17 protein-coding genes are annotated in these 24,127 nt (G+C 66.5%); 13 read left to right on the top strand and 4 right to left on the bottom strand.

Annotated elements, in window-relative coordinates; translation table 11 throughout:
- The first annotated feature begins 61 nt into the window (after positions 1-61).
- The 11 genes from ACZ6YI_RS01185 (at position 62) to ACZ6YI_RS01135 (ending at position 8,853) form a co-directional block, all read left to right on the top strand.
- A complete protein-coding gene (locus ACZ6YI_RS01185; RefSeq protein WP_465777075.1) occupies positions 62-937 on the top strand; it encodes a MinD/ParA family protein in 876 nt (291 codons plus the stop codon).
- Complete coding sequence (locus ACZ6YI_RS01180) at positions 934-1,665, top strand: RNA polymerase sigma factor FliA (protein ID WP_440327780.1); 732 nt, start codon at positions 934-936, stop codon at positions 1,663-1,665. The genes ACZ6YI_RS01185 and ACZ6YI_RS01180 overlap by 4 nt, the downstream gene beginning before the upstream one ends.
- Positions 1,666-1,695: 30 nt before the next feature.
- Positions 1,696-2,097 carry a chemotaxis response regulator CheY gene (gene cheY, locus ACZ6YI_RS01175; RefSeq protein ID WP_247428824.1) on the top strand — a complete coding sequence of 134 codons (402 nt, stop codon included), beginning with the start codon at positions 1,696-1,698 and terminating at the stop codon, positions 2,095-2,097.
- Positions 2,098-2,106: 9 nt separating this feature from the next.
- Positions 2,107-2,748, top strand: a complete 642-nt coding sequence (locus ACZ6YI_RS01170) for a protein phosphatase CheZ (protein ID WP_465777074.1) — start codon at positions 2,107-2,109, stop codon at positions 2,746-2,748.
- A gap of 7 nt (positions 2,749-2,755) precedes the next feature.
- Positions 2,756-4,858: a chemotaxis protein CheA gene (locus tag ACZ6YI_RS01165; protein ID WP_465777073.1), complete on the top strand. Its 2,103-nt coding sequence runs from the start codon at positions 2,756-2,758 to the stop codon at positions 4,856-4,858.
- Position 4,859: 1 nt separating this feature from the next.
- Positions 4,860-5,600 carry a flagellar motor protein gene (locus ACZ6YI_RS01160; RefSeq protein WP_465777072.1) on the top strand — a complete coding sequence of 247 codons (741 nt, stop codon included), beginning with the start codon at positions 4,860-4,862 and terminating at the stop codon, positions 5,598-5,600.
- Positions 5,597-6,484, top strand: coding sequence for a flagellar motor protein MotD (gene motD / locus ACZ6YI_RS01155; RefSeq protein ID WP_465777071.1), 888 nt, complete (start codon positions 5,597-5,599; stop codon positions 6,482-6,484). Before ACZ6YI_RS01160 ends, motD begins: the two co-directional genes overlap by 4 nt.
- Positions 6,484-7,272 carry a ParA family protein gene (locus ACZ6YI_RS01150; protein WP_465777070.1) on the top strand — a complete coding sequence of 263 codons (789 nt, stop codon included), beginning with the start codon at positions 6,484-6,486 and terminating at the stop codon, positions 7,270-7,272. The genes motD and ACZ6YI_RS01150 overlap by 1 nt, the downstream gene beginning before the upstream one ends.
- Positions 7,269-7,847, top strand: coding sequence for a hypothetical protein (locus ACZ6YI_RS01145; RefSeq protein ID WP_465777069.1), 579 nt, complete (start codon positions 7,269-7,271; stop codon positions 7,845-7,847). The genes ACZ6YI_RS01150 and ACZ6YI_RS01145 overlap by 4 nt, the downstream gene beginning before the upstream one ends.
- Positions 7,844-8,293 (top strand): chemotaxis protein CheW, encoded by a 450-nt coding sequence (locus ACZ6YI_RS01140; RefSeq protein WP_440324759.1) that lies wholly within the window; start codon positions 7,844-7,846, stop codon positions 8,291-8,293. Before ACZ6YI_RS01145 ends, ACZ6YI_RS01140 begins: the two co-directional genes overlap by 4 nt.
- Positions 8,294-8,430: 137 nt before the next feature.
- The gene (locus ACZ6YI_RS01135) at positions 8,431-8,853 is read left to right on the top strand and encodes a DUF2802 domain-containing protein (protein ID WP_465777068.1); all 423 of its coding nucleotides are present in this window, start codon (positions 8,431-8,433) and stop codon (positions 8,851-8,853) included.
- Here the strand turns inward: ACZ6YI_RS01135 and ACZ6YI_RS01130 are convergent.
- The 4 genes from ACZ6YI_RS01130 to ACZ6YI_RS01115 all read right to left on the bottom strand — a co-directional run bounded on the left by ACZ6YI_RS01130 (position 8,850) and on the right by ACZ6YI_RS01115 (position 17,867).
- Entirely contained in the window at positions 8,850-12,599 is a 3,750-nt protein-coding gene (locus ACZ6YI_RS01130; RefSeq protein ID WP_465777067.1) for a translocation/assembly module TamB domain-containing protein, read from the bottom strand. The two genes, ACZ6YI_RS01135 and ACZ6YI_RS01130, sit on opposite strands and share 4 nt — an antisense overlap.
- A gap of 11 nt (positions 12,600-12,610) precedes the next feature.
- Positions 12,611-14,377, bottom strand: a complete 1,767-nt coding sequence (locus ACZ6YI_RS01125) for an autotransporter assembly complex protein TamA (protein ID WP_465777066.1) — start codon at positions 14,375-14,377, stop codon at positions 12,611-12,613.
- 216 nt (positions 14,378-14,593) lie between these two features.
- Positions 14,594-17,194, bottom strand: coding sequence for a glycosyltransferase (locus ACZ6YI_RS01120; protein ID WP_465777065.1), 2,601 nt, complete (start codon positions 17,192-17,194; stop codon positions 14,594-14,596).
- 205 nt (positions 17,195-17,399) lie between these two features.
- Positions 17,400-17,867 carry a Dps family protein gene (locus ACZ6YI_RS01115; protein WP_247328329.1) on the bottom strand — a complete coding sequence of 156 codons (468 nt, stop codon included), beginning with the start codon at positions 17,865-17,867 and terminating at the stop codon, positions 17,400-17,402.
- Between the two features lie 116 nt (positions 17,868-17,983).
- Here ACZ6YI_RS01115 and hrpA point away from each other — a divergent pair, with 116 nt between their 5' ends.
- Positions 17,984-21,955, top strand: coding sequence for an ATP-dependent RNA helicase HrpA (hrpA, locus tag ACZ6YI_RS01110; protein WP_465777064.1), 3,972 nt, complete (start codon positions 17,984-17,986; stop codon positions 21,953-21,955).
- Entirely contained in the window at positions 21,952-24,075 is a 2,124-nt protein-coding gene (locus tag ACZ6YI_RS01105; protein ID WP_465777063.1) for a RelA/SpoT family protein, read from the top strand. Before hrpA ends, ACZ6YI_RS01105 begins: the two co-directional genes overlap by 4 nt.
- The last annotated feature ends 52 nt before the right edge of the window (positions 24,076-24,127 follow it).

The following is a 24,127-nucleotide window of genomic DNA, read 5'->3' as shown; positions in this document are numbered from 1 at the left end:
TCTGACGAACGTGACTTTGGCAACCGCATCCGCAACTTCTTCACCGGCAGTGAATTCCTTCATGACCACACACGTCGACAACTCGCAGGCCGCCGGACTCAACTGGCTCGCCGACCGCCGGCCCACGCGCAGCATCGCGATCGCGGGCGGCAAGGGCGGCGTCGGCAAGACCACGGTGGCCGTGAACCTCGGCATGGCCCTCGCCATGGGCGGCCGTGACGTCCTCCTGCTCGATGCCGACCTTGGCATGGCCAACATCGACGTGCTGCTGGGCCTCCAGCCGACCCGCCACCTCGGGCACATGCTCGAAGGCGCGTGCGCCATCGAGGACCTGATCCTCGAGGCGGCGCATGGCCTGAAGGTGATTCCCGCCACGTCGGGCACCCGGCGCATGGCGCAGCTGCCCAACATCGAGCACGCCGCGGTCATCCGCGCGTTCGACGAATACCCGCTGGCCCCCGAATACCTGATCGTCGATACCGCCGCCGGCATTTCCGACAGCGTGTCGATGTTCGCCGCCGCCTCGGACGAAGTGGTGGTCGTGGTCTGCGACGAGCCGGCCTCGCTGACGGACGCCTACGCGCTGATCAAGGTCCTGTCGCGCGAGTTCGCGGTGAACCGCTTCCGCATCGTGGCCAACATGGTCCGCCATGCGCAGGAAGGGCGCCAGCTGTTCGAAAAGCTTTCGCGGGTGACCAACCGGTTCCTGGATGTCTCCCTCGATTTCATGGGCATGGTCCCCCACGACGAGTACCTGCGCCAGGCGATCCGTCGCCAGTCGGCGGTGGTCGATGCGTGGCCGAGCAGCCGCTCGGCGGTGGGATTCAAGAATTTGGCCAGGTCGGTCGATACATGGGGTGAACCCGAACCCCGTGGTCAGGGTCGCATCGGCTTTTTTGCCGGGCGTGAACACGTGGGGGGAGGGCTGCCGTTGTGAGCGTCGCGAGCGAATACCTTGAAATTACTAAGGTTCCGGCCGATCAACTGGTGAAAACGCACGCGCCGCTGGTGCGCCGGATCGCCTATCACCTGATGGGCCGCCTGCCACCCAGCGTCGATGCGAACGACCTCATGCAAGCCGGGATGATCGGCTTGCTCGAGGCGGCAAGGAATTATTCGCCGACTCGCGCGGCCAGCTTCGAAACCTATGCGGGCATCCGCATTCGTGGCGCCATGCTGGATGAACTGCGCAAGACGGACTGGACCCCGCGCAGCGTCCACAGGAAATTGCGCGAGGTGGCGGAAGTTACAAGGCAGATCGAGAACGAAACGGGTGGCGACGCCGACGACGTGGAAGTGATGAAGCGTCTTGGCATCGACGCCATGGAATACAACCAGATCCTGGCCGACGCGGCGAGCGCGCGGTTGCTGAGCCTCACGGCGCCCGAAGGCGACGAAGGCTCCGCGATCGACGTGGCCGACCCGGACGCCACGGGCCCGGATGGCCTGTTCGAGCAGGACGGCATGCGCCATGCGCTGGCCGAATCGATCGACGGGCTGCCCGAGCGCGAAAAGCTGGTGATGTCGCTGTACTACGATGAAGAACTCAACCTGAAGGAAATCGGTGCGGTGTTGGGAGTAAGCGAATCACGTGTCTGCCAGATCCATGGCCAGGCGCTGATCCGTCTCCGGGCACGCATGTCGGGTTGGAAAGACAAACACTAAGAAATACGCGGCAGTAAGGCGGAGAACGCTTTGGACAAGAACATGAAAATCCTCGTGGTGGACGATTTCTCCACCATGCGGCGCATCGTCCGTAACCTCCTGGTGGAGTTGGGCTTTACCAACACGCTGATCCAGGAAGCGGAAGACGGCAACGCGGCGCTGGCGCTCCTGCGCTCGCAGCCGATCGACCTGGTGGTCACCGACTGGAACATGCCGAACATGACCGGCATCGACCTGCTCCGTGCCATCCGTGCGGATGCCAACCTGAAATCCCTGCCGGTGCTCATGGTCACCGCCGAGAACAACCGCGACCAGATCATCGCGGCCGCGCAGAGCGGCGTGAATGGTTACGTCGTGAAGCCGTTCACCGCGGTGACGCTGAAGGAAAAGCTCGACAAGATCTTCGAACGACTCGCCGCGGCAGCGGGCTAAGGGACTGACATGAATACGATGATTTCCGCGGGCCAGGACGTGGCACCCGAACTGCGCGAGCTGCTCGACGCCGATGACAGCGTGGCTTTCGAGCAGGCGCTGGACAAGCTGATCCGCAGCCGCGAGCAGCACCTGTTCCTGGCGCTGGGCCACCTCGCCCGTGACCTGCACGAATCGGCGCGCCGCCTTGCCTCGGATATCTCGGGCGATGGCGTGCCCGGCACCATGAGCGATGCGCGCAAGCACCTGCGCGATGTGCTCGAGATGAGCTCGCAGGCCGCGCACCGCACGCTGGATTTCAGCGAAAAGCTGCGCCCGCAGGCACAGTCGCTGGCGAAGCAGGCCGACGAGCTGCTGGTGCTCGACCAGGCCGATCCCGCCTTCACCGCCAACGCCACGTCGCTCGCCGTTCGCGTCGGCGATTTCGCGCAGAGCTGCGATATCGGGCTCGGCGAGATGGTCGAGGCACAGTCCTGGCAGGATCTCTCCGGCCAGCGCGTCGCCCAGGTGGAGTCGTTCATGGCCAAGGTGGAATCGTCGCTCGTGGAACTGGTGCGCCTCACCGGTTCGCTCGCGGGCGCCCATACGCCGGCCGCCGACAAGGTCAGCCAGGACGAAGTGGATCGCCTCCTCAGCGAATTTGGCTTCTGAGTCCGCCATGAGCGTGGAGCTGGACAACGAGCTGCTCAACGTCTTCCTGATCGAGGCGCGCGAACTGCTCGAGACCCTGGGCGAACAGCTCGTGGATCTCGAAGCCTCTCCGGAAGACAGCGAGCTCCTGAACGCGGTGTTCCGCGCGTTCCATACCGTAAAGGGCGGTGCGGGCTTCCTTGGCCTCAACGCCATGGTGGAACTCTGCCACCGCGCGGAAGATCTCCTGAACGAAGCGCGCAATGGCGCGATCGTGCTCAACGCGGGCCTGATGGACGCGTTGCTGGAGTCGCTCGACCTGCTCAACGACATGATGCGTGCGGCGGATGCCGGCGTGCAGGCCGAGCCTGCGCCGCGTTCGCTGCTCGATCGCCTGGTCATCCCGGGCCGCGCCGCATCGGCGGCGCCCGTCGCGCTCGCCGTGCCGGTCACTGCGCCGAAGGCGGCACCCGCCGTCGCGGCGCCGCCCGCCAAACCGTACGACCCGATCGAAGATGAGTTCGAAGCGCTGCTCGACGCCGCGCGCACCGAGCGCGCGCCGGCTCCGGCCACCTCGGGCACCATCTCCGACGACGAATTCGAAGCCCTGCTGGATTCGCTCTACGGCACCGGCGCCCCCGGCGCTGAAGGCGCCGAAGGTGCGGCTGAAACGCCGGTAGCCGTCGTCGTTGAAGCGACGGAACCCGTTGCCGCGCCCGAAAGCAACACCATCAGCGACGATGAGTTCGAAGCGCTGCTCGACCAGCTCTACGGCACCGGCGCCCCCAGCGGAACGGCAGCGGATACCACGTTAGCCGCGCCGCCCGTTGCGGTCGTGGGAGCGGGCTCGCCCGCGCTCCCCGAAGCCGAACCCGCGCAAGCGACGGCACCGCAGCAGGTTGCCCCGGCGAAGCCAAAGCCGGCGGCTTCAACCGAAAAACGCCAGCCCACCGCCGCCGCCGACACCACCGTCCGCGTCGATACCCACCGCCTCGACAGCCTCGTCGATGCCGCGGGCGAACTGGTGCTGGTCCGCAACCGCCTGACCAACCTCGCGCCGCGCGGCACGAATGACCCGATGGAACGCGCCATCGGCGAACTCGAACGCGTCGCCGAAGACCTGCAGAACGCCGTGCTGCGCATGCGCATGCAGCCGGTCGGCAAGCTGTTCTCGCGGTTCCCGCGCATCGTGCGCGATCTCGCGCGGCAGCTCGGCAAGGAAATCGAACTCGTCACCGAGGGCGAAGAAACCGATATCGACCGCACGGTGGTGGAGGCCCTGGCCGACCCGCTGGTGCACCTGCTGCGCAATTCCGTCGACCACGGCATTGAGATGCCCGAGGTGCGCGAAGCCGCGGGCAAGCCGCGCCTGGGCACCGTGCGCCTCGCCGCCGGCCAGTATGGCGACCGCATCGTCATCACGGTTACTGATGACGGCAAGGGCATGGATCCCGAGGTCCTGCGCCGCAAGGCCGTCGAGAAGGGCCTGATGGATGAAGAGCAGGCCGCCCGCCTCGACGAGCGTGAATGCTACGAAATCGTGTTCCGCCCGGGCTTCTCCACGGCGAGCCAGGTCTCGGATATTTCCGGCCGCGGCGTCGGCATGGACGTGGTCAAGACCAAGATCGTCGAACTTGGCGGTACCCTGTCGATCGATTCGCGGGTCGGCCACGGCAGCACGGTGCGCCTTTCGGTGCCGTTGACGCTCGCGATCCTGCGCGTGCTCATGGTGCGCGTGGGCAACCGCCTGCTGAGCCTGCCGATGTCGAATGTCGCGGAAGTCTTTGAACTGGCCGAGGGCCAGGTGCAGGAGCTGGACGGTCGCGTCGTCGCCGCCCATCGCCAGCGCGCGCTGCCGCTCGCTGACCTGGGTAACTGGGCTGGCGCGCAGGGCAGGGGTGGTCACGTGGTGGTCGTGCAGATCGGCCACCAGACGCTCGGCTGCCTGGTGGATGAAGTGCTCGGCCGCGAAGATGTCATGGCCAAGCCCCTGGGTCCGTTCCTCAAGGACGTGCCCGGCGTCGCGGGTGCGACGATCACGGGCGATGGCCGCATCTCGCTCGTCCTGGATCTCGCGGGCCTGGCCGATGACAGCGGCCAGGTGCTGCCCAGCCTGAGGATGGCTGTCTGATATGGATATCGTGAGCGTCGTCGGCACGATCCTGGCCTTCCTGGTCATCATCGTGGGAACCATCCTCAAGGGCTCGAGCATCGATGCCCTGTGGAATCCGGCCGCGTTCGTCATCGTCTTCCTCGGCACCTTCGCCGCGCTGCTCGTCCAGACGCCGGGCCCCGTGCTCAAGCGCGCGTGGGCCATGCTGCCGTGGGTGTACCGGCCGCCGGATATCGAATCGGAAAACCTCGTCAGCCGCATCGTCGGTTGGAGCGAGATCTCCCGCCGCACGGGCCTGCTTGGCCTGGAGCCGGCCATCGAGCGCGAACAGGACCCCTTCATCAAGAAGGGGCTTCAGCTTTTGGTCGACGGCACCGAGCCCGACGCGATGCGCTCAGTGCTCGAGGTGGAAGTCTTCACCCGCGAACATATCGACATCGAAGCCGCCAAGGTCTTCGAGAACGCGGGCGCATATTCACCGACCATGGGCATCATCGGTGCTGTCATGGGCCTCATGGCCGTCATGCAGAACCTCGCGGAACCGAGCAAGCTGGGCCACGGCATCGCGGCGGCTTTCGTCGCGACCATCTATGGCATCGGCCTCGCCAACCTCCTCGCCTTGCCCATGGCGGCCCGGCTCAAGGGCCTGGCCCGCCAGCGCTCGCAGATGCGCGAGATCCTCGTTGAAGGCCTCGTCTCGATCGCGCAGGGCGATAACCCGCGCCACATCGAGAGCAAGCTGCAAGGGTTCCTGCAGTGAAGCGCCGCCACCACGAAGAACACATCAACCACGAGCGTTGGGCCATCCCCTATGGTGACCTGATCACGTTGTTGCTTGCCCTGTTCGTGGTCATGTATGCGGTTTCCGCAGTCAACGAAACCAAGTTCCGGGTGATGGCCGCCTCCATCAACGAAGCCTTCAACGGTACCGGCAAGGTGATCGAGCCGATCCGCGACAACGCGCCCGCCACGCAGGTGCCGTTGCCGAACGACAGGCGCTCGCCGACGGCCAGCCCGATCGCCAAGATCGATGTGCCGTTGCCGCCGCGCAACCTGCCGTTGCCCGGCCACGAGGGCGCGGCGGCCGAGCCGCAGCCGGGCGAGAAACGCCAGACCGCGCCGGCCGATAACAGCACGGTCGGCAAGACCGAGGAAGCCAGCCTCAGCCAGATCGCCGATGAAGTGAAGCGTGCGATGAAGCCGCTGATCGACAAGAGCCTGGTGAGCGTGCGGCAGACCCAGGACTGGCTCGAGATCGAAGTGCGCACCGATATCCTTTTCCCCGTGGGCGTTGCGAAGCTGCAGCCCGCGGCGGAAGACGTCATCCGCAAGCTCGCCGGCATCCTCGCGCCGTTTCCGAACGGCATGCGCGTCGAGGGCTACACCGATAACACGCCGATCGCGACCGCGACGTTCCCTTCGAACTGGGAGCTGTCGGCGGCGCGTGCGGCCACGGTCGCGCGCTTGCTCACGGAGCAGGGCGTGGACCCGCACCGCGTCGGCATCATGGGCTGGGGCGAGTTCCGTCCTTCCGCCCCGAACACGACCGATGACGGCCGCAACCACAATCGCCGCGTGGTCATCGTGGTGATGAGTGACAAGGGCGCGACCCCGCCGTTGCCGACGCAGGGAGTGGCACCCTGATGCAGGTCTGGGCCATCTCCAACCAGAAGGGCGGCGTCGGCAAGACGACCACCGCGATGTCGCTGGGCAGCATGCTCGCCGCCGATGGCAAGCGCACGCTGCTGGTCGACATGGATCCGCACGCGTCGCTGTCCGGCTACATCGGCGTCGAAGGCGGCGCACATGGCAGCGTATACGACCTGTTCGGCGTGAGCGGCAACCCGCTGCCCGTCGGTACGCTGGTGCACGCCACGCGGTGGGATCGCCTCAGCGTGCTGCCTGCATCCGCCGCCATGATCACGCTCGATCGCCATCTCGGCACCAAGCCGGGCATGGGCCTCGTGCTCAGCACCGCGCTCGCTGAACTCGCCTCCGATTTCGACCATGTGCTGCTCGACTGCCCGCCAACGCTTGGCGTGCTCATGGTCAATGCGCTGGCCGCGAGCGACCGGCTGCTCGTACCCACGCAGACGGAAGCCCTGGCCCTGGCAGGCCTCGAACGCATGCTGCGCAGCCTGTCGATGATCGAGCGCTCGCGGGGCAAGCCCATGCCGCGCACGATCGTGCCTACCTTGTTCGATGCGCGTACGCATGCGTCGCGCGCGTGCCTCGCGCAGCTGCGCGAGCAATACGGCGAGATCGTCAGCGAAGCGGTCATTCCTACGGATACACAGATCCGCGAAGCCAGTGCGGCGGGCATCCCGCTCGCCTCGTGGCCGGCGGCTCGCCGGGGCGGCCAGGCGTATCGCCAGCTGCTTGCGGAGCTGCTCGCAAAAGCGGGCACATCGCTCACGGACGCGGCAGCGTGATCGGCAATATGAACGACGCCGAGCAGATCGTCGCCCACTACCTCGCCGAGCTGCTGACGCCGGCGCCGGTCGCCGCCGATGCTCCTGCCGAGGTGAAGGTCGTCGCGATTGAATCCTGGCGGAACGCACCGGCTGCCCCCGATGTCGAGGAGGCGGTGCCGCCGCCGCGCTACCTGCTGTGTGTCGCGGCAGGCGTGAAGGTCGCGGTGTCCATGGCCGACATCACGCATATGTTGCCGATGCCGCCGTTGTCGCCTCCGCATCACGCCAATCCCATCTGCCTCGGCCGCTGGCGGCACCCCAGCGGTGAAGCCCGTGTCGCCGACCTGGCCGCGATTCTTTCGCCTGACATGGCGGGCGCGCACGCGCCTACGCTGGTCTTGCTGGGCGACAGGCGCTGGGCACTGGCCTGTGAAGTCACCGACGAGCCGGTCGAGATCGATAGCGCGAGCGTGATGTGGCGCGAAGGCGCGACCACGCGCCCGTGGCTCGCCGGCATGTCCAAAGAACTGCGGTGCGGCGTCATCGGCACCACCGCCCTCATCGCATGGCTGGAACAGGAGCTTGGCCCGTGAGTGATGTCAAACACGAAGGCCGGGACCTCTGGCTCGAATTCGGCCTGAAAGGGCAGCGCTACGCGGTGTCGCTCGCCGCCGTGCGCGAAGTGATCCGCCCCGGCGACATCACGCCCGTGCCTGGCGCACCATCCGACGTGCTCGGCATCGTGAACCTGCGCGGGCAGATCGTCCCGGTCCTCGACGGCCGCCGCCGCTTCGGCCTTGACGGTGTCGCCGCGGAAGACGAACAGGATGCCCAGCGCGTCATCGTGTTCGACGACGCCGGCACGACGGTGGGCCTGCGCATCGACGTGATCGGCGAAATGCTCCAGTTCGACGCCACCGAGATCGCCCCGCCACCCCCCGGCCGAGCGGCCCGCCGCGATGACCCCGTCAGTGGCGTGATCACCCGCGATGACGGCTTCATCGCCCTGGTGGACGTGCCCCGGCTCTGCAGGGCGTGAGCCGTTAGGAGCGCACCCCGCGTGCGGTTCGCCACGCGCCAGGCTGCGCCCGCGTAGGAGCGCGCTTGCGCGCGATCCCTAGTGCGCCACCACCCAATGCGCTACCGTGTCCCCGCTAACCCGGAGCCCACACCCGCATGAACGCTGCCGTCATTGGCTACGTGCTGATCGCACTGGCCGCCCTGAACCTCATCGGCCTGCTGCTCCTGTTCCGCCGGCTGGGCAACGTGCCCGCGCCGACGCCGAACCACGTGCCGGAAGCGACGCCCGCGGCCGCAGAGCCGGAGGCCGCGCCTGCGTCGGTAGCTGCCGGTGTCCAGCAGGATCAGTTGGCCGGCATGCTCCGCCGCCTGGAAAGCCGCCTGGGCGACATCGAAGACCAGGTCCGTCGTAACCCGACAGTGTCAGTCGCCGCAGAACCGGGCACCGCCAGCGATCGCGCGCTCGCACTCGCCCAGCGCCTGGCCCGACAAGGCGCCACACCGCAGGACATCGCCGAGACCTGCGGCATTTCCCTCACGGAAGCCGAGCTGCTTCACCGCCTACATTCGGCGCGCTAACGCTCCAACCGGTAATTCAAACTCGCCCGGCTGAAATCCGTCGCGTTCTGCGCTTCGAAGTTCCAGCGGTGGCTGAAGAGGTAGCGCAGCGTGATCACCTGGCCCGGATCGAACAGGCCTACGCCGTAGCTCAGGTAGAGGCGCGGCGAGAGGTATTTGCCGACGGTGAAGGCGGACGTGCCGCCAAGCGCATCGTTATTGCTCACGCCGATGTCGTCGACGCCGATGCGCGAGCCCACGCTCTTGGCGAGCAAATCGCCAGCCGCCGAACCCAGCGCCTGCGCGGCCGCGCCCACCATGTTCCCTTCGCCACCCTTCACCTGCGAGAGCGGCTTGCCGGTGACCAGGTAGGAGAGGGCGTCGGACTGTTCCATCACCGGGTTGGAGAACACGGTAAGGATCGGGCGGCGCGCCGTGCCGGACACATACAGGCCAACCTTCTGCCCGTCATCGATGGTTGCGTTCGGATTCAACGTGCGCGCAGCGCGGATGTTGAGGCCCGGATTATCGATCGGTGTACTCGCGAACAACAGCTGGCCCTGTTCGATTTTCAGGTCCTGTCCGTAAGCCTTGTACGTACCATCGACTGTCACCTGGCCCTGGCCCGTCGTCGCGCGGCCCGGGCGCTCGCGTACATCGATCACGCCGGTAATCCGGCCATCGATGCCGAAGCCGACCAGGTGCAGCTTCTGGCCGAGATTGACGCTGATGTCGGCGCTGATCGGCGAGGCTTCCGCCGCCGCCTCCTGGGCCTTGTCGTCGACGACCACGACATCGGACGATGCCTTGGTCGCGCCCGCGCCAGGCAGGCGTTCGACGTTCACGTCGGCCATGTCGATGCCGACCTTGCCCGTCACGTTCATGCCCTTGGCATCCTGCACGATCGTGAGGTCAGGGGAGACGATGGCCTTGGCCGCGGGAATATCGACGGCGGTGAACTTCGAGCCTTCGATGCCAAGCCGCATCTGCGCGCCCGCGCCCAGCGCGGCCGTACCCTTGATGCCCAGCGTGCCATCGCCGGAGCGGATCGTGCCATCGACGGCGTAATTGGTCGCGTCAGTCGTGCTTACGCTGATCCGGCCGTCGTGCAGTTTCAGGCCCGCGCTCGGCACTTCGGCGCCGAACCCGGCCAGCAGCGCCTGCCCGGTAACGGCCGGCGCGGCTATCGTGCCGCCGAGGTTGAAGTTGGCATCGAGACCGCCCTTTACAGCATCGATTTCCGTGGTGAACAGCTCGATGACGGAAAGGTTCTTCAGGTGCAGTGCAACGTTTCCGCCCAGCGCCTGCTGCGCACCGGTGACCGATACATTGCCGGCGAGCGTGCCGCCATCGTTGAGCGTGGCATTGAGGGTCGCGCGCTGGCTGTCGGGTGCGAGCTGGGCGTTGAGCGCGAGGTTGTCGTAGACGAGCAGGGGCTGCTCGCTACGGTCCGGGTAAACGATGGAACCGTGCGCGGAGGTGATGTTCGCCTGGCCCGACAAAGCGCCCGCCGCGGTGCGGCGGATGCTGCCGTCACCTTCGAGCATGCCTTCCGCGCGCATCGGCGTGTTGCCGGCTTCGGCCGCGGTCATGATGAGTGCGAGCGGGACGTGGCGCAAACGGTAGCTGGCGTCGAGGTTGCCACCCTTGTCCTGTTTCGCCGCGACGCACAGCAACGGATCGCCCGCGGTAAGGCACAGGTCGCTCATGCTCATGGCGCCATCCTTGAAGGCGAGCTGGCTGGCGTTCTGCAGGCGGAACTGCGGCAGGCCCTGGAAGGTGATGTTGAGCGCGGAGAGCGTGCCGTTCCAGGCGTTGTCCTTGTAAGAACCTGACAGCTTCAGGTCGGTCGTCAGCGGCTTGCCGCGCGCATCGATCGATAGCTGGTGGCGATCCTGCGTCCCGTCGGCATTTACGGCGATACGATCGAACACGAGGCCACCCGTGTTGGCACCGGTAGCGACGACATCGAGCTTGCCACCCGGCGCACTGATATCGGGGATATCGGCGTTCACGGTGAGCGTGTCGACCTTCTGTCCCGCGTAGACGATGGCGCTGCCGCGCAGATCGGCCTTCACTGCGAGTTTCGGCACGTTGCCCTTCGCATTGATCGTGCCCTGCACGCGGCCACCGGCATCCGGCAACCAGTCGCCGAGTGACGCGATGGCCAGTTTCAGCTGCGCATCGTTCGCGGTATCACCCTTCGCGTCGAGCGAAATAGTGCTGCCGCCGGAAGCCAGGTCGAGCTTGCCATTGACGACCTGGTGCGGTTTCAACTCAAGCTTGCCGTTGCCGCGCAGGGGGCGCTGGCGCAGCGTGCCGTCGAGCTTGCGCAGCTCCAGCGTGCCGAGCGGCTCATCGTTGACCAGCCGGCCTTCGGTGGAGAGATCGAGGTTCAGTGCGCCGGCCCACTCGGCGAGGAGCTGGCCCGGATCGAAGCGATCGCCCTTGAGGTCGAGCTTCCAGGCGATGCCGGGCTTGAGCGTGACGCTGCCACTGGCAGCGAGATCGCCGTTCGGCTGTTTCAGTTCCAGCGTGTGGATATCGATGACGTCCGGCTTGCCGTTCACATCCAGGGTGAACTTGCCGAGGTGATCCGGCGGGCCGATGTCGACGTCGCCCAGTGCGTGGTAGGACTCCGTGCCACCCTGGAAGGTGAGCTTGCCGGAGCTCGCCAGTACCTGTCCGGCAACGTCCTCGGGTACGAGGACATCCTTCCACTGCAGCGCAAGATCCGCGGTGAGCGGGTTGGCGGCGATCTCGACGGTGCCTTTCGCCGTGAGCGAACCCTTGACCTGCGGCGATCCGACCGTGAGTTCGTTGAGCGTGAGCCGCTTGTACTCGTGATCGAAGGCGGCATCGATCGGTGCCAGGCGCACCTGGTAGTCGTTGATGCCGACGTCGCCCGTGAGCTTCGCGCTGTAGCGGTCGCCGGAACCCCGCAGCGCCAGGCTCAACGCATCAAGACTGCCATCGCCCAGCAGTGGCTTCGGGTCGAAGCGTGGCGCATCGATCGATGCGGTCCAGGCGAAATCGCCGCTCTGCACGAGGTTGGCGTCCACCTGCGCGACGAACGGCAGGCGCAGCTTGATGATGGTGTGCGCTTTCGTGCCATCGCTGTGCGCTTCCAGGTCGCCGGCGTAGTCGATATCGCCCACCTTCCACTGGAACCCGGCCTTGCCGTCGCCTTTGTAACCCTTGCCTACGGCGAGGTTGCCCGAGAGATCGGCCTGGCCATCCGGAGCGCGCAGGGCAAGCCGGCTTACGGCGATGCCCTTGCCGGTCCACGACGCCGCGAGATCCAGTGAGTTCGATTCGAAGACCGGCTGCCCGGCTTGCGTGACCTTCACGTGCCCGACCTTCACGTTGTCGAGCACGATATCCAGCGGCGGTTCGAGCGAGAAAGGCTCGCTGGGTTCGTTCGTTTCCGGCTGGCTCGGCGGCAGCGCGACGTCAACGCCATCGACCGTCAAGGTGTAAACATGCGCCGTCTTGCCGAGCAGCGCGCTGAAGGAGAAATCCACGTGCGCTTTCGCCACGCGCACGTCGAGTCCCTTGCCATCCTTGTAGCGCACGCCCGAAAGGTCGAGCGGACCCGCGAGGCGGCCCTCGGCCTGCGTCACGCTCAGCGCGTTATCGGTGAAGCCAGCGGCCTGGCGCAGCGCGAAGCGTAGCCCGCTCGCCGTTCCCACGAGCCACCAGAGGCCCAGCGCGACGACGAGGACAAGGATGCCCAGGGCGATGCCGGCGCGGATCAACCATTTCATGCCCGCGCTCCTCACAGGTCCGGCCCGATCACGACATGCAGGTGGATGCCATGTTCGTTCTTGTCATGCACCGGCACGGCGACATCCAGGCGGATCATGCCGACCGGCGATAGCCAGCGTACGCCGAGGCCGGTGCCGACGCGCGGCCGGTAGTCGGTGCCGGTGAAGGCATTGCCCGCATCGACGAAGGCGGCCATGCCCCAGTTGCGCGTGAAGTAGTGTTCGACCTCAGTGCTGCCGACCAGCAGGCTTTCGCCGCCGATGACCCGTCCATATGCGTTGCGCGGGCCGATGCTCTCGAAGTCATAGCCGCGCACGCTACGGTCGCCACCGGCGAAGAAGCGCAGCTGCGGGGGCAGGGCGCTGAAATCGTTGGTCCAGGTCTTGCCGGCGGTGCCGCGCAGGATCAGGCGGTTGCGGCCCCAGAACGACTGGATCCACTTCGCATCGCCCATGATCGTGGAGAAGCTCGCATCGGAGAGCAGCGTGCCGACCGTGCTGCGCGCGGTAAGGGTCAGCGACCAGCCGCTGCGCACGAACGTCGGGTTATCGCCCTTCTTGCGGCTGAGCGAAATCTCCGGATAGAGCAGGGTGCTCGTGCCGTGTTCCAGGCCCAGCGCGTTGTCGCCTTCGCCACCGCGCTTGCCCACGGTGAACGTGCCGGTGAGGGCATTCATGCCGATCGTACGGGTCCAGCCGTGCCACAGCCGCGTTTCGTTGGCGACCAGTTGCAGCGTGCGCGACTTCGAGGTGACCGTGTTCGCATCGCGATAGTTTGCGCCGAAGTTGAAGCTGCGCTGGTTGGGGCCCGGCATGGGGATCTGGTACAGCGTGGAAAGCGTCTTCAGCCGCTGCGCCACGACCAGTTCGTTCTTCCACTTATGGCCGCGGTCATTGATCCAGCGTTTCTCGATGCCGCCGCGCAGGCCAGGCCCGGTGTCGGTACCGAAGAACGGGCCGCCGGTGTAGATCGTGCGCTTGGCCGGGGCCAGCTCGACGTTGACGTCGACCGTGCCGTCCTTCGCGTTATCGGTGTCGGGGATCACGTTGACCACGGCGAAATAGTCCGCGCCGTTCAGGGCCTGCTGCAGCTGGAGCATCTGGTCCTGCGAGAAATAGTCGCCGCTCTTGAACGGAAGGTAGCGGTTGAGGAAGCCATCACGGAACTGCGAGTTCTTGAAGTTCACATGGCCGTAGCGGTAGCGCTCGCCGGTCTCCCACTTCAGGTCCACCTTCGCGCTGTGCTCGGCGCGGTTCACCTCGACGCGATGCGTGACGAGCTTCGCATCAAGGAAGCCCGTGGCAGTGAGCGCGCCGCTGACCGCGTCGCGTGCCGCATCGTACTGCCCGTCGTTCATGGGCTTGTCTTTCAGGTTATCGACGCCGCGCAGGGCACGGCGGATCGCCGGGACCTTCGCTGCCGTATCGTCGATGGCGACGTTAACCGCCGTGACCTTCACTGGAGTACCGGGGACCACGTGCAGGGTGACCTGCCAGTTGTTGCCGACCTGCTTGAGATCGCCCGTGGCCGTCGCCTCGTAATAACCATACGGGCGCAACGCCGCCTGCACCTGGTCGGGCGCGTTCGCATAGAGGCGGCGGATCTGCGCATCGGTGACATCGCGCGCAGCGTACTGGCTGAGCTCGACGCCCGCGACGACGGCGTTCTTCAGGTTTTCGTCCACGCCATCCACGTTCAGGACGACGCCCGCTTGCGCGGCAGCGGGGAAGAGGAACCACGGCAGAAGCAGCAGTCCATGGCGTCTGGTTAGGCGCATGTGCGTCCTTCCGGTCGTGATCCAAGGCCATGCAGGCGGCATGGCCGCCCGGGGCGGGCGCATCCGGGCGCCCCTGAGTAAGGGTCTAACTTACAGCGCGGATGCGCCCGGGTCGATAGATACAGGAAGACAAAGCTGAATGGCGTGAAGGCCTTCGCGTAAACCCATCGCGCGCAAGCGCGCGCCCACAAGAAAAATCGGGGCGCGCCTGCTGCCTTAGCCTGCTTCATCGCCCGATTGGTGGGCGATCCACGCGCCAGCCATCGCCGATACGTACGGGATGGATTGCGCACCCAGGATGAACATCCACAGCGTGCTCTCGACGTACTGCGTGCCGTAATGCATCGCCATGCCGATGATCGCGAGAAGCAGGGCGAGTGCCATGAGGACTTCCTCACGCACCGGGCTGAATGCCGCGAAGCTGCTGCCACCCATGCGACGGCTCTTGGCCGTCACCACGAACGCGGTCTTCTCGCGGGTCAGCCCGTGCAGGATGCCGCGCGCGATGGCATGCGAAAGGCCCATGCTGGCCACCGAGGCCATGAGGGTGTCGTACCAGCTGCACGGGACGCGCGCACGGTAGAGCACCACGCCGAAGATGGCCTTGGCGAAGAAGAACCCGATGACCGGGATCATGAAGAGCTGCATGGGCAGGTTGAAGTAATCCGGCGCGGCGATCATGCCCGCGGTCCAGAACAGGCCCATCATGGTGAAGATGTAGTGCAGCGCATCGGCGAACCAGCTGAACCAGCCGGTGAGGAAGTGGAAGCGCTGGCCGGCGGACAGCGGACCCTTGCCGGTCATCCAGTGCCAGCGACCTTTCAGGATCTGCATGGCGCCGAACGCCCAGCGGTAGCGCTGGCTCTTGTAGGCCTTGAAGTCGGCAGGGGTCAGGCCCTTGCCCATGAGTTCATCGACATAGACGAGCTCATACCCCGCGTGCATCAGGCGCAGGCCGAGCTCGGCGTCCTCGCAGATCGTCCACTCGGACCAGCCGCCGGTGCCTTCCAGCGCCGAGCGGCGCACCATGGTCATGGTGCCGTGCTGGATGATCGCGTTGCGCTCGTTGCGATGGTGCATGCCGATGCGGAAGAAGCCGTCGTACTCCCAGGCCGTCATGCGGCGGAAGCGGTTCTTCTCGAAATCGCGATGCGCCTGCGGGCACTGCACCACGGCCACCTTCGGGTCGTGGAAATAGCCGGTCAGCGTGGCGAGCCAGTCCTCGCGCACCACGTAGTCGGCATCGATCACCGCGACCACGTCGGCGCGCTCGTCGGTGGCGGTCAGGCCGAAATTCAGCGCGCCCGCCTTATAGCCCGGCCACGGCTCGAGATGGAAGAAGCGGAACTTCGGGCCGAGCTGCTGGCAGTACTCCTCGACCGGCTTCCATACCGCTGGGTCCTTGGTGTTGTTGTCCAGCACCAGGACTTCGAAGTTCTCGTAGTCGAGCGCCGCCAGCGAATCCAGCGTGATCTGCACCATCTCCGGCGGCTCGTTGTGGCAGGCCAGGTGGATGGAGACGAACGGCTGCCGTTCGACCGGATCGGGCGGCAGCATGCCGGCGTGGCGGATCCACTTCCGCCGCCACAGCACTTCGGTGAATTCGAAGCCGTTGATCAGCAGGATGCCGAGGATCGCGACCTGCGCCGGGAACAGCAGGATGAGCATGGCCCAGTCGAACGGGCCAAGGTAGAAATTGAACGGCAGGGTGGCCGACCACACGATCAGGCCGCAGGCCAGCTGGATCAGGCCCATCATGAACAGCAGGCCGGCGAGCTTGAAGCGGCGGAACGCGATGCCGAACCACAGCATCGGGATGAAGGCGAGTGCGGAAGCCGCGATCGCCTTCCAGGGCCACTTCACGTCCTCGGTGACCGGGCCCGTGAACGGGAACTTGAGCTGGCGGTCGGCGTTGAACATGCCCCAGTACGCGCCGGTGCGGCCTTCGCCCAGGTTTTCCTTCCACGGCTGGTCGATCGCTTCCAGCACGTAGTAGTCATCGATCTTGTTGGCCCTGGCCATGTTGAAGAACGAGCGCAGGAAGATCGCTTCGTTCGACACGCTGGGATAGGCGCGCTTGAAGCGGTCGCCGTTGGACGGCCAGCCGATCTCGCCGATGACGACGTGCTTGCCGGGGAACCGCTGCACCAGGGCCTTGTAGCTCTCGATCGCGTCGACGACGCCATCGCGGGCGGCGATACCGTTCCAGTAGGGGAACAGGTGGACGGTGATGAAATCGACGTGGTTGGCGAGCTCGGGGTTCTGCAGCCAGATATGGAACGGCTCAGCGACCGACACCGGCTGCTTCACCGCCGCACGGACGCGGTCGAGGTAGCCCATGACTTGCTCGGGCTTCAGGTCGCCGCGGAACAGGACCTCGTTGCCGACGATGACCCGGGTGATCGTCTTCGGATAACGACGGGCCTGGGCGACCAGCGCATCGATCTCGCGCTCGTTGTTTTCCAGCCGGGTATCGATCAGGGCGCCAGCCATCAGGTCCAGGCCTTCCTTGTCGGCAAGGCGGGCGACCTGCGGGTTCTCGAGCATCGAGTAGGTGCGAATGCGCGGCGAGTAGCGCTTGATCAGCCGCAGGTCACTGTCGATCTCGGGATCGGTCGACGCGTCGCCCTTCATCGGGTTCTGGTAACGCTGGTACGCGGTGAACGCGAAACCGGGCACCGGCGCGTTCCAGTCGGACGGGCCATTGGGGAGGTTGGCCACGAGCCACAGGCCATAATTCAGGCCGGCAACGACGATCGCGAGGATCACCGCGACGAGGATGGGGTGGCTTCGGTCGGTCGTGGTGGCAGCGCTCAAAACATTCCCCGGACCGATCGGCCCCCGAGTGGCTTCAATGAGGTAACCGGGGGAGCTTAACGAACGGTGGGGAATGGCTCAACGCCGGGCTGAATGGCCGGTCAGGGTTGCCTCAGTGAAAATGGGGTTAAGCGATAAAAAAGCCCGGCTTTCGGGCCGGGCCTTTATCGCGCGCAAGCGCGCCCCCACAAGGGGTGGATAAGGCTTATTTGAGGAGGCTACGGAGCATCCAGGCGGTCTTCTCGTGTTCCTTCAGGCGGCCGGTGACCATGTCGGCGCTGCCCTCGTCGCCGGCCTCGTCGGCCGCCTTGATCACCTCACGGGAGGTCGCCGCGGCGATTTCGTGGCCTTCGACCAGCTGGGCCACCATGTCCTTCCACTCGGGCACGCCCGACTCTTCCTTGATCGAGGTCAGCTTGCCGAACTGGCTATAGGAGCCGGGGGCGAACACGTCGAGGATGCGGATGCGCTCGGCGATTTCATCGGCCGCCGTCCACAGCTCGTTGTACTGGACCTCGAACATGTTGTGCAGGCTGTTGAACTGGGGACCGGTGATATTCCAATGGAAACTGTGGGTCTTCAGGTAAAGCGAATACGTGTCGGCCAGTAGCTTGGAAAGGTGCTTGGCGACCGCTTCGCGGTCCTTCTTGGCAATGCCGATATCAATGGCCATCTCTCGACTCTCCTTGGTTTAGCAGTGGAATGGGACCATGGTACCGGCCACCCCCGTGGCCGTGAAATGAAAGGTTCTGATCCTATTGATAGGCACACGCTATCATTAGCGTCCCCATGAGTACCCCGCAGACCCCTACCCGACACCCGCCCACCGACCCGCGCATGAAAGAGCTGCGCGATGCGCTACCGCGCGTGGCCAGCCGCGACTACGGGCGCCTGCTCGGGCGCTGGCGGGGCCTGCAGCGCAAGCCGGAGGCCGGCCGCATCGAGCAGCTCGGCCAGGAGATCGCCGCGTCGATGGCCCGCCGTGCGGCCCGGGCCGCCAGCAAACCCGTCATCGCGGTCGATGAATCACTGCCGATCGCCGCGCGCGCCGACGACATCATCAAGCTCATCCGCGAGAACCAGGTCGTGGTCATCGCCGGCGAGACCGGCTCCGGCAAGACCACCCAGCTGCCGAAGCTGTGCCTGGCCGCCGGGCGTGGCGAGGCCGGCCTGATCGGCTGCACCCAGCCACGCCGGCTGGCCGCGCGCTCGGTGGCCGCCCGCGTGGCCGAGGAGCTCTCGACCCCGCTGGGCGACAAGGTCGGTTTCCAGGTCCGCTTTACGGAAAAGGTCTCCGACCAGGCCCTGGTCAAGTTCATGACCGATGGCATCCTCCTGGCCGAAACGCAGGGTGATCCATGGTTGTCCGCCTACGACACGATCATCATCGACGAGGCCCACGAGCGCAGCCTCAACATCGATTTCCTGCTCGGCTACCTGAAGCGGCTGTGCCAGCGCCGGCCTGACCTGAAGGTCATCGTCACTTCGGCCACGATCGATACCGCGCGTTTCGCGGAGCATTTCGGCAATGCGCCCGTCATCGCCGTGGAAGGCCGCACCTTCCCGGTGGAGGTGCGCTACCGCCCGCCCGGCGAGAAGGGCGAGGGCAATCTTTCCCAGCAGATCGCCGATGTCATGGACGAGATCACCCGCGAGGACCCGCGCGGCGACGTGCTGGTGTTCCTGCCGGGCGAGCGTGAGATCCGCGACGCACACCTGTTGCTGTCGCGCCGCCAGTATCGCGAGACCGAGGTGCTGGCGCTGTATGCGCGCCTCTCGGCCAATGAGCAGGATCGCGTGTTCCGGCCCGGGCCGAAGCGCCGCATCGTGCTGGCCACCAACGTCGCCGAAACCTCGCTCACCGTACCGCGCATCCGTTACGTGGTGGATCCCGGCACGGCGCGCGTAAAGCGCTACAGCCAGCGCGGCCAGCTGGAGCGGCTGCACATCGAACCGATCTCGCAGGCCGCCGCCAACCAGCGCAAGGGCCGTTGCGGCCGCGTAGGTCCCGGCATCTGCTATCGCCTGTATGAAGAGCAGGATTTCATCCTGCGCCCGGAATTCACCGACCCCGAGCTGCTCCGTTCGTCGCTCGCCAACGTCATCCTGCGCATGCTGGCGCTGGACCTGGGCGAGGTCGAGGACTTCCCGTTCCTGGAAGCACCGGACCCGCGCGTCGTCGCCGACGGTTACCGTCGCCTCGCGGAGATCGATGCGATCGACGATGCCCGCAAGCTCACGGCCATCGGCCGGACCGTCGCGCGCCTGCCGATCGACGTGCAGCTGGCGCGCATGCTGGTCGAGGCACGCCGCCTCGGCAGCCTGGCCGACCTGATGACCATCGTCGCGTTCCTTTCCATCCAGGACCCGCGGGAACGGCCACCCGAGGCGCGCGGCCAGGCGGATGCCGCGCACGCCCAGTTCGCCGATCCGAAATCCGACTTCGTCGGCGTCCTCAACCTGTGGAAGGCGTACCTCACCGCCGCGGAGGAGCTCACCTCCTCGAAGCTCCGTGACTGGTGCTCAAGGCACTTCCTGTCATTCATGCGCATGCGCGAGTGGCGCGAGCTGCACCGCCAGCTCGCGCTGGTGACGCGGGAGATGAGCTGGGATTCGGCCGTCGCCGAGTCCGCGCCTGTGGGAGCACGCTCGCGCGCGCTCGCGCGCAAGCGCGCTCCCACGGAAGAGCAACCGGAGACGGCTGCGCCACCGACTGGCGATGCATTGTTCGAATCGATCCACCGCAGCCTGCTCGCCGGCCTGCCCACGCAGGTGGGCCACAAGGATGAGAAGGGCGTGTTCCGCGGCACCCGTGAGCGCCGCTTCCAGGTGTTCCCGGGCTCGGCGCTCGCCAAGGCGCCGCCGGCGTGGATCTTCGCCGCGCAGATCATCGATATCGGCGGCCGCGTATGGGCCATGATGAATGCGCGTATCGACCCGGCATGGGTCGAGCAGCAGGCCAGCCACCTGGTGCGCGCCACCGCGCGCGATGCGCACTGGTCGCGCAAGCGGGGCACCGTGGTCGCCTACGAACAGGTGACGCTGTTCGGGCTGGTGCTCGTCGAGCGCCGCCCCGTGACGTTCCAGAAGCAGGATCCGCGCCTCGCCCACGAGATCTTCGTGCGCGAGGCACTGGTCCGTGCCGACCTCGACAGCCGCGCGGACTTCGTCCGTGCGAACCAGCGCGTGCTCGAGCAGGCCCACGATATCGAGGCGAAGCAGCGCCGAGCCGGCCTGCTGCGTTCCGATGAAGACCTCGCCGCGTTCTTCGACGGCAAGTTGCCCGAATCGATCGCCGACACGCGCGCGCTGGATGCCTGGTTCCGCAAGGCATCGCCGGGCGAGCAGGCAGCCCTGCGCTGGACACTGGCCGACGTGATGGATGCGGGGGCCGGGCTCGATCCCAAGGCGTTCCCCGCTTCCATGGACATCGGCCAGCACCGTTACCGGCTCGAGTACCGCTTCGTGCCGGGCGATCCGGCGGATGGTGTCACCATCAACGTTCCGCTCGCCTTCCTCAACGCCGTGCCTGCGGCGCGGGGCGAATGGCTGGTGGGTGGCCTGCTGGCCGACAAGGTCGCCGAACTGATCCGCGGCTTGCCGAAGGCGCTACGCCGGAATTTCGTTCCGGCTCCCGACTTCGCACGTGCGTTCACGGAAGCAGAGGCGCCACGCGATGAGCCACTCGCGAAGGCGCTCGCCGCGTTCCTCAAGCGCACCACGGGCGTCGACGTGGATGCGGCCGCGTTCGCCGAGGCCGAGGTGCCGGCGCACCTGCTCATGCGTTACCGCGTGCATGACGAGAACGGCCGCACGGTGGCCGAAGGCCGCGACCTGGCCGCCATCCGCGCGCAATGGGAAGGCAAGGCGCGGGAAGCGTTCTCGCGCAAGACCGACATCGAACTCACCCGCGAGGACATCCTCACCTGGGATTTCGATGCGATCCCCACGGAGGTGCGCTCCGAAGCGGGGCTCAAGGCCTATCCCGCGCTCGTGGACCTGGGCGAGGCGGTCGCGCTGCGCGTCTTCGAGCGTGCCGACGAGGCTGCCGAGGCGCACGTGGCAGGCGTCGAGCGCCTGTTACGCGGTGCGCTGGCGCCTGAGTTCAAGCGCGCCCGCCGGCAGCTGCCGATCAGTAACCCGCTTTCGCTGAAGTACGCGCCACTGGGCAGCGTGGACGCGCTTCGCGATGACCTGGTCGAGGGCGGTTTCGCCGACATGCTGGCCGATGCGAAGCTCAACGTACGCACGCTCGCCGATTTCGAGCACCTCAAGGGGGAGTTTGCGCGCGGCCTGTTCGGCGCGGCGATGGCCCGGCAGAAGCTTGCCGAACCGATCATCGAGGCGCAGGCCGAACTCAAGCCGTGGATGGAGCCGCCGCTGATGGGCTTTGCCAAGGCGAGCTACGACGACCTGCGCGAGCAGCTGGCGGCGCTGCTCCTGCCGGGCTTCCTGCGTGAACTGCCGGTCGGACGCCTGGCCCATATTCCGCGCTACCTGAAGGCGATGCGCCTGCGTGGCGAGCGCCTGCGCCAGGATCCACAGCGCGACCAGGCGCGTATGCTGCAGGTGCTGCCGTACTGGCGGGCGCTGTTGAACGCCAACGGTACCGCGCTGGATGCGGTGGACTGGGCCGAGCTGCGCTGGCTGGTCGAGGAGTGGCGCGTGTCCCTTTTCGCGCAGGAACTGAAAACGGCCGAGCCTGTCTCGGCCAAGCGCCTCGCCCGGGCCCTGGAAGCCGCACAGGCACATACCGCATGAAGAGTTCGCAGGCCAACCCGGGTAGGGAAAACGCGACCGATGCGGCCGTGCGTTCGCCGCTGACCGACCAGGCACGCGAGGCATGCGTAGTGCTGCCGGCGGCCGCGCGTGCCGAAGCGGATACGATCATCGAGCTGCTGCGCCAACTGGGGTGCGACGACGAAACCTGCGCCTCGGCGATGTGGTTCTCGCTGATGCGCGGGTTGCCCGGCGCCGCGGACGCCGCCGCGGCGTCATGGCCGGCGTCGCTCAGGCGCCTCGTGGATGGACAGGGCGAAGCGGAGAAGGTCTGGACGCTGCACGCGGAACGCGGCCCCGCCACCGGCTCGGAGGGCCTCCGCCGCCTGCTGCTGGCGATCATCCGCGACCTGCGCGTCGTGTTCGTCCTGCTCGCGCGGCAGCTCGCCGCCATGCGCACCGCGATGTCGCTGCCGGATGCGGAGCGCCGCGAACTGGCCCAGCTCACCTCGGATATCCATGCGCCGCTAGCGAACCGGCTCGGTATCTGGCAGCTGAAGTGGGAGCTCGAGGACCTGGCGTTCCGCTACCTCGAACCGGAAACCTACCGTCGCATCGCGCGCCTGCTCGACGAGCGCCGTGCGGACCGCGAGAGCTTCATCGCGGAAAGCCTCGCACAGCTGCGTGAGGTGCTTGGCCATGCGGGCATCCGCGCGGACCTGGCTGGGCGGCCGAAGCACATCTTCTCCATCTGGAAAAAGATGAAGAAGAAAGGCCTCGAGTTCTCCGACCTGTACGACATCCGCGCGGTGCGGATCCTGGTGAATTCGGTGGCCGACTGCTATGCGGCGCTGGGCCTGGTGCACAGCCTGTGGCCGCACCTTCCCGGTGAATTCGACGATTACGTGGCCCGGCCCAAGGGCAATGGCTACCGTTCCTTGCATACCGCGGTGATCGGACCCGAAGGCAAGACGCTCGAGGTGCAGATCCGGACGCATGAAATGCACCGCGCCAACGAACTGGGCGTGGCCGCGCACTGGCGCTACAAGGAAGGTGGCGGGGCGGATGCCGAGTTCGAGGCCAAGATCGCGTGGATGCGCAAGCTGCTCGAACCGCGTGGCGAAGACGATGCCGAACTGGCCGCCGGGTTCGAAACCGAACTGATGGAAGACCGCGTGTACGTGCTTTCGCCCAAGGGCGAAGTGATCGACATGCCACGCGGCGCCACGGTGCTCGATTTCGCGTACCACATCCACACCGAGGTGGGGCACCGCTGCCGGGGCGCCAAGCTCAACGGCCGCATCGTCCCGCTGACGACGCAGCCGCGTAGCGGCGACCGTGTCGAGATCCTCACGACCAAGATTTCCGAACCCAGCCGTGACTGGCTCTCGGTGCACCACGGCTACCTGGCGACATCGCGTGCCAGGGAGAAGGTGCGCGCGTGGTTCCGGCGCGAGGCGCACGAAGCCAACATCATCGCCGGCAAGGCCACGCTCGAAAAAGAACTACGGCGGCTTGCCGTGGACGATGTGGATCTTGCTGCGCTGGCGGCGCATTTCCGCCTGAAGGGCGTCGAGGACCTGTTCGTGACCGTGGCGCTGGGCGAGGTATCCCTCGGCCAGATCGCGCGGCACCTGCAGGAACCGGCCGAGGTGGATTTCACCCAGTCGTCGGCACCGGTGGCCGCGCGTGGTGCCCAGCACGACCGCGGCGCCCTCTCGATCGAGGGCATTGGCAACCTGCTGACGACGCTCGCCCGCTGCTGCCAGCCGCTGCCGGGCGATCCCGTGCGCGGCTTCATCACCCGGGGACGCGGGGTGTCGGTGCACCGCACCGATTGCGCGTCGCTGGCCCGGCTCGCCCGCAAGGATCCCGATCGCGTGATCGAGGTGAGCTGGGGCAGGGTGGAGGTGCAGAACTACGAGGTCGACATCGAACTGCGCGGGTACGACCGCAAGGGCCTGCAGAAGGATGTCGCCACGACCATCAACAACATCGGCCCGCACATCGTGGCCTCGTCGAGCCGGGTGAACACGCGGACCAGCGAGGTCGATATGCGCTTCACCCTGCGCGTGCGCGACTACGAGCAGTTGTCCTTGCTGCTGGGCAGGCTCTCGGCGCTGCCCAACGTCACGGATGCCCGGCGAGTGGGCGGGCGGTAGGGGTTTCGCGTCACCGCTTCGTTGGCTTATCGCGCGCAAGCGCGCTCCCACA

This window comes from Luteibacter sp. NPDC104163 (assembly GCF_055584245.1).
Note: the sequence above shows the minus strand (reverse complement) of the source record. Positions and strands in the feature narration are given on the sequence as shown.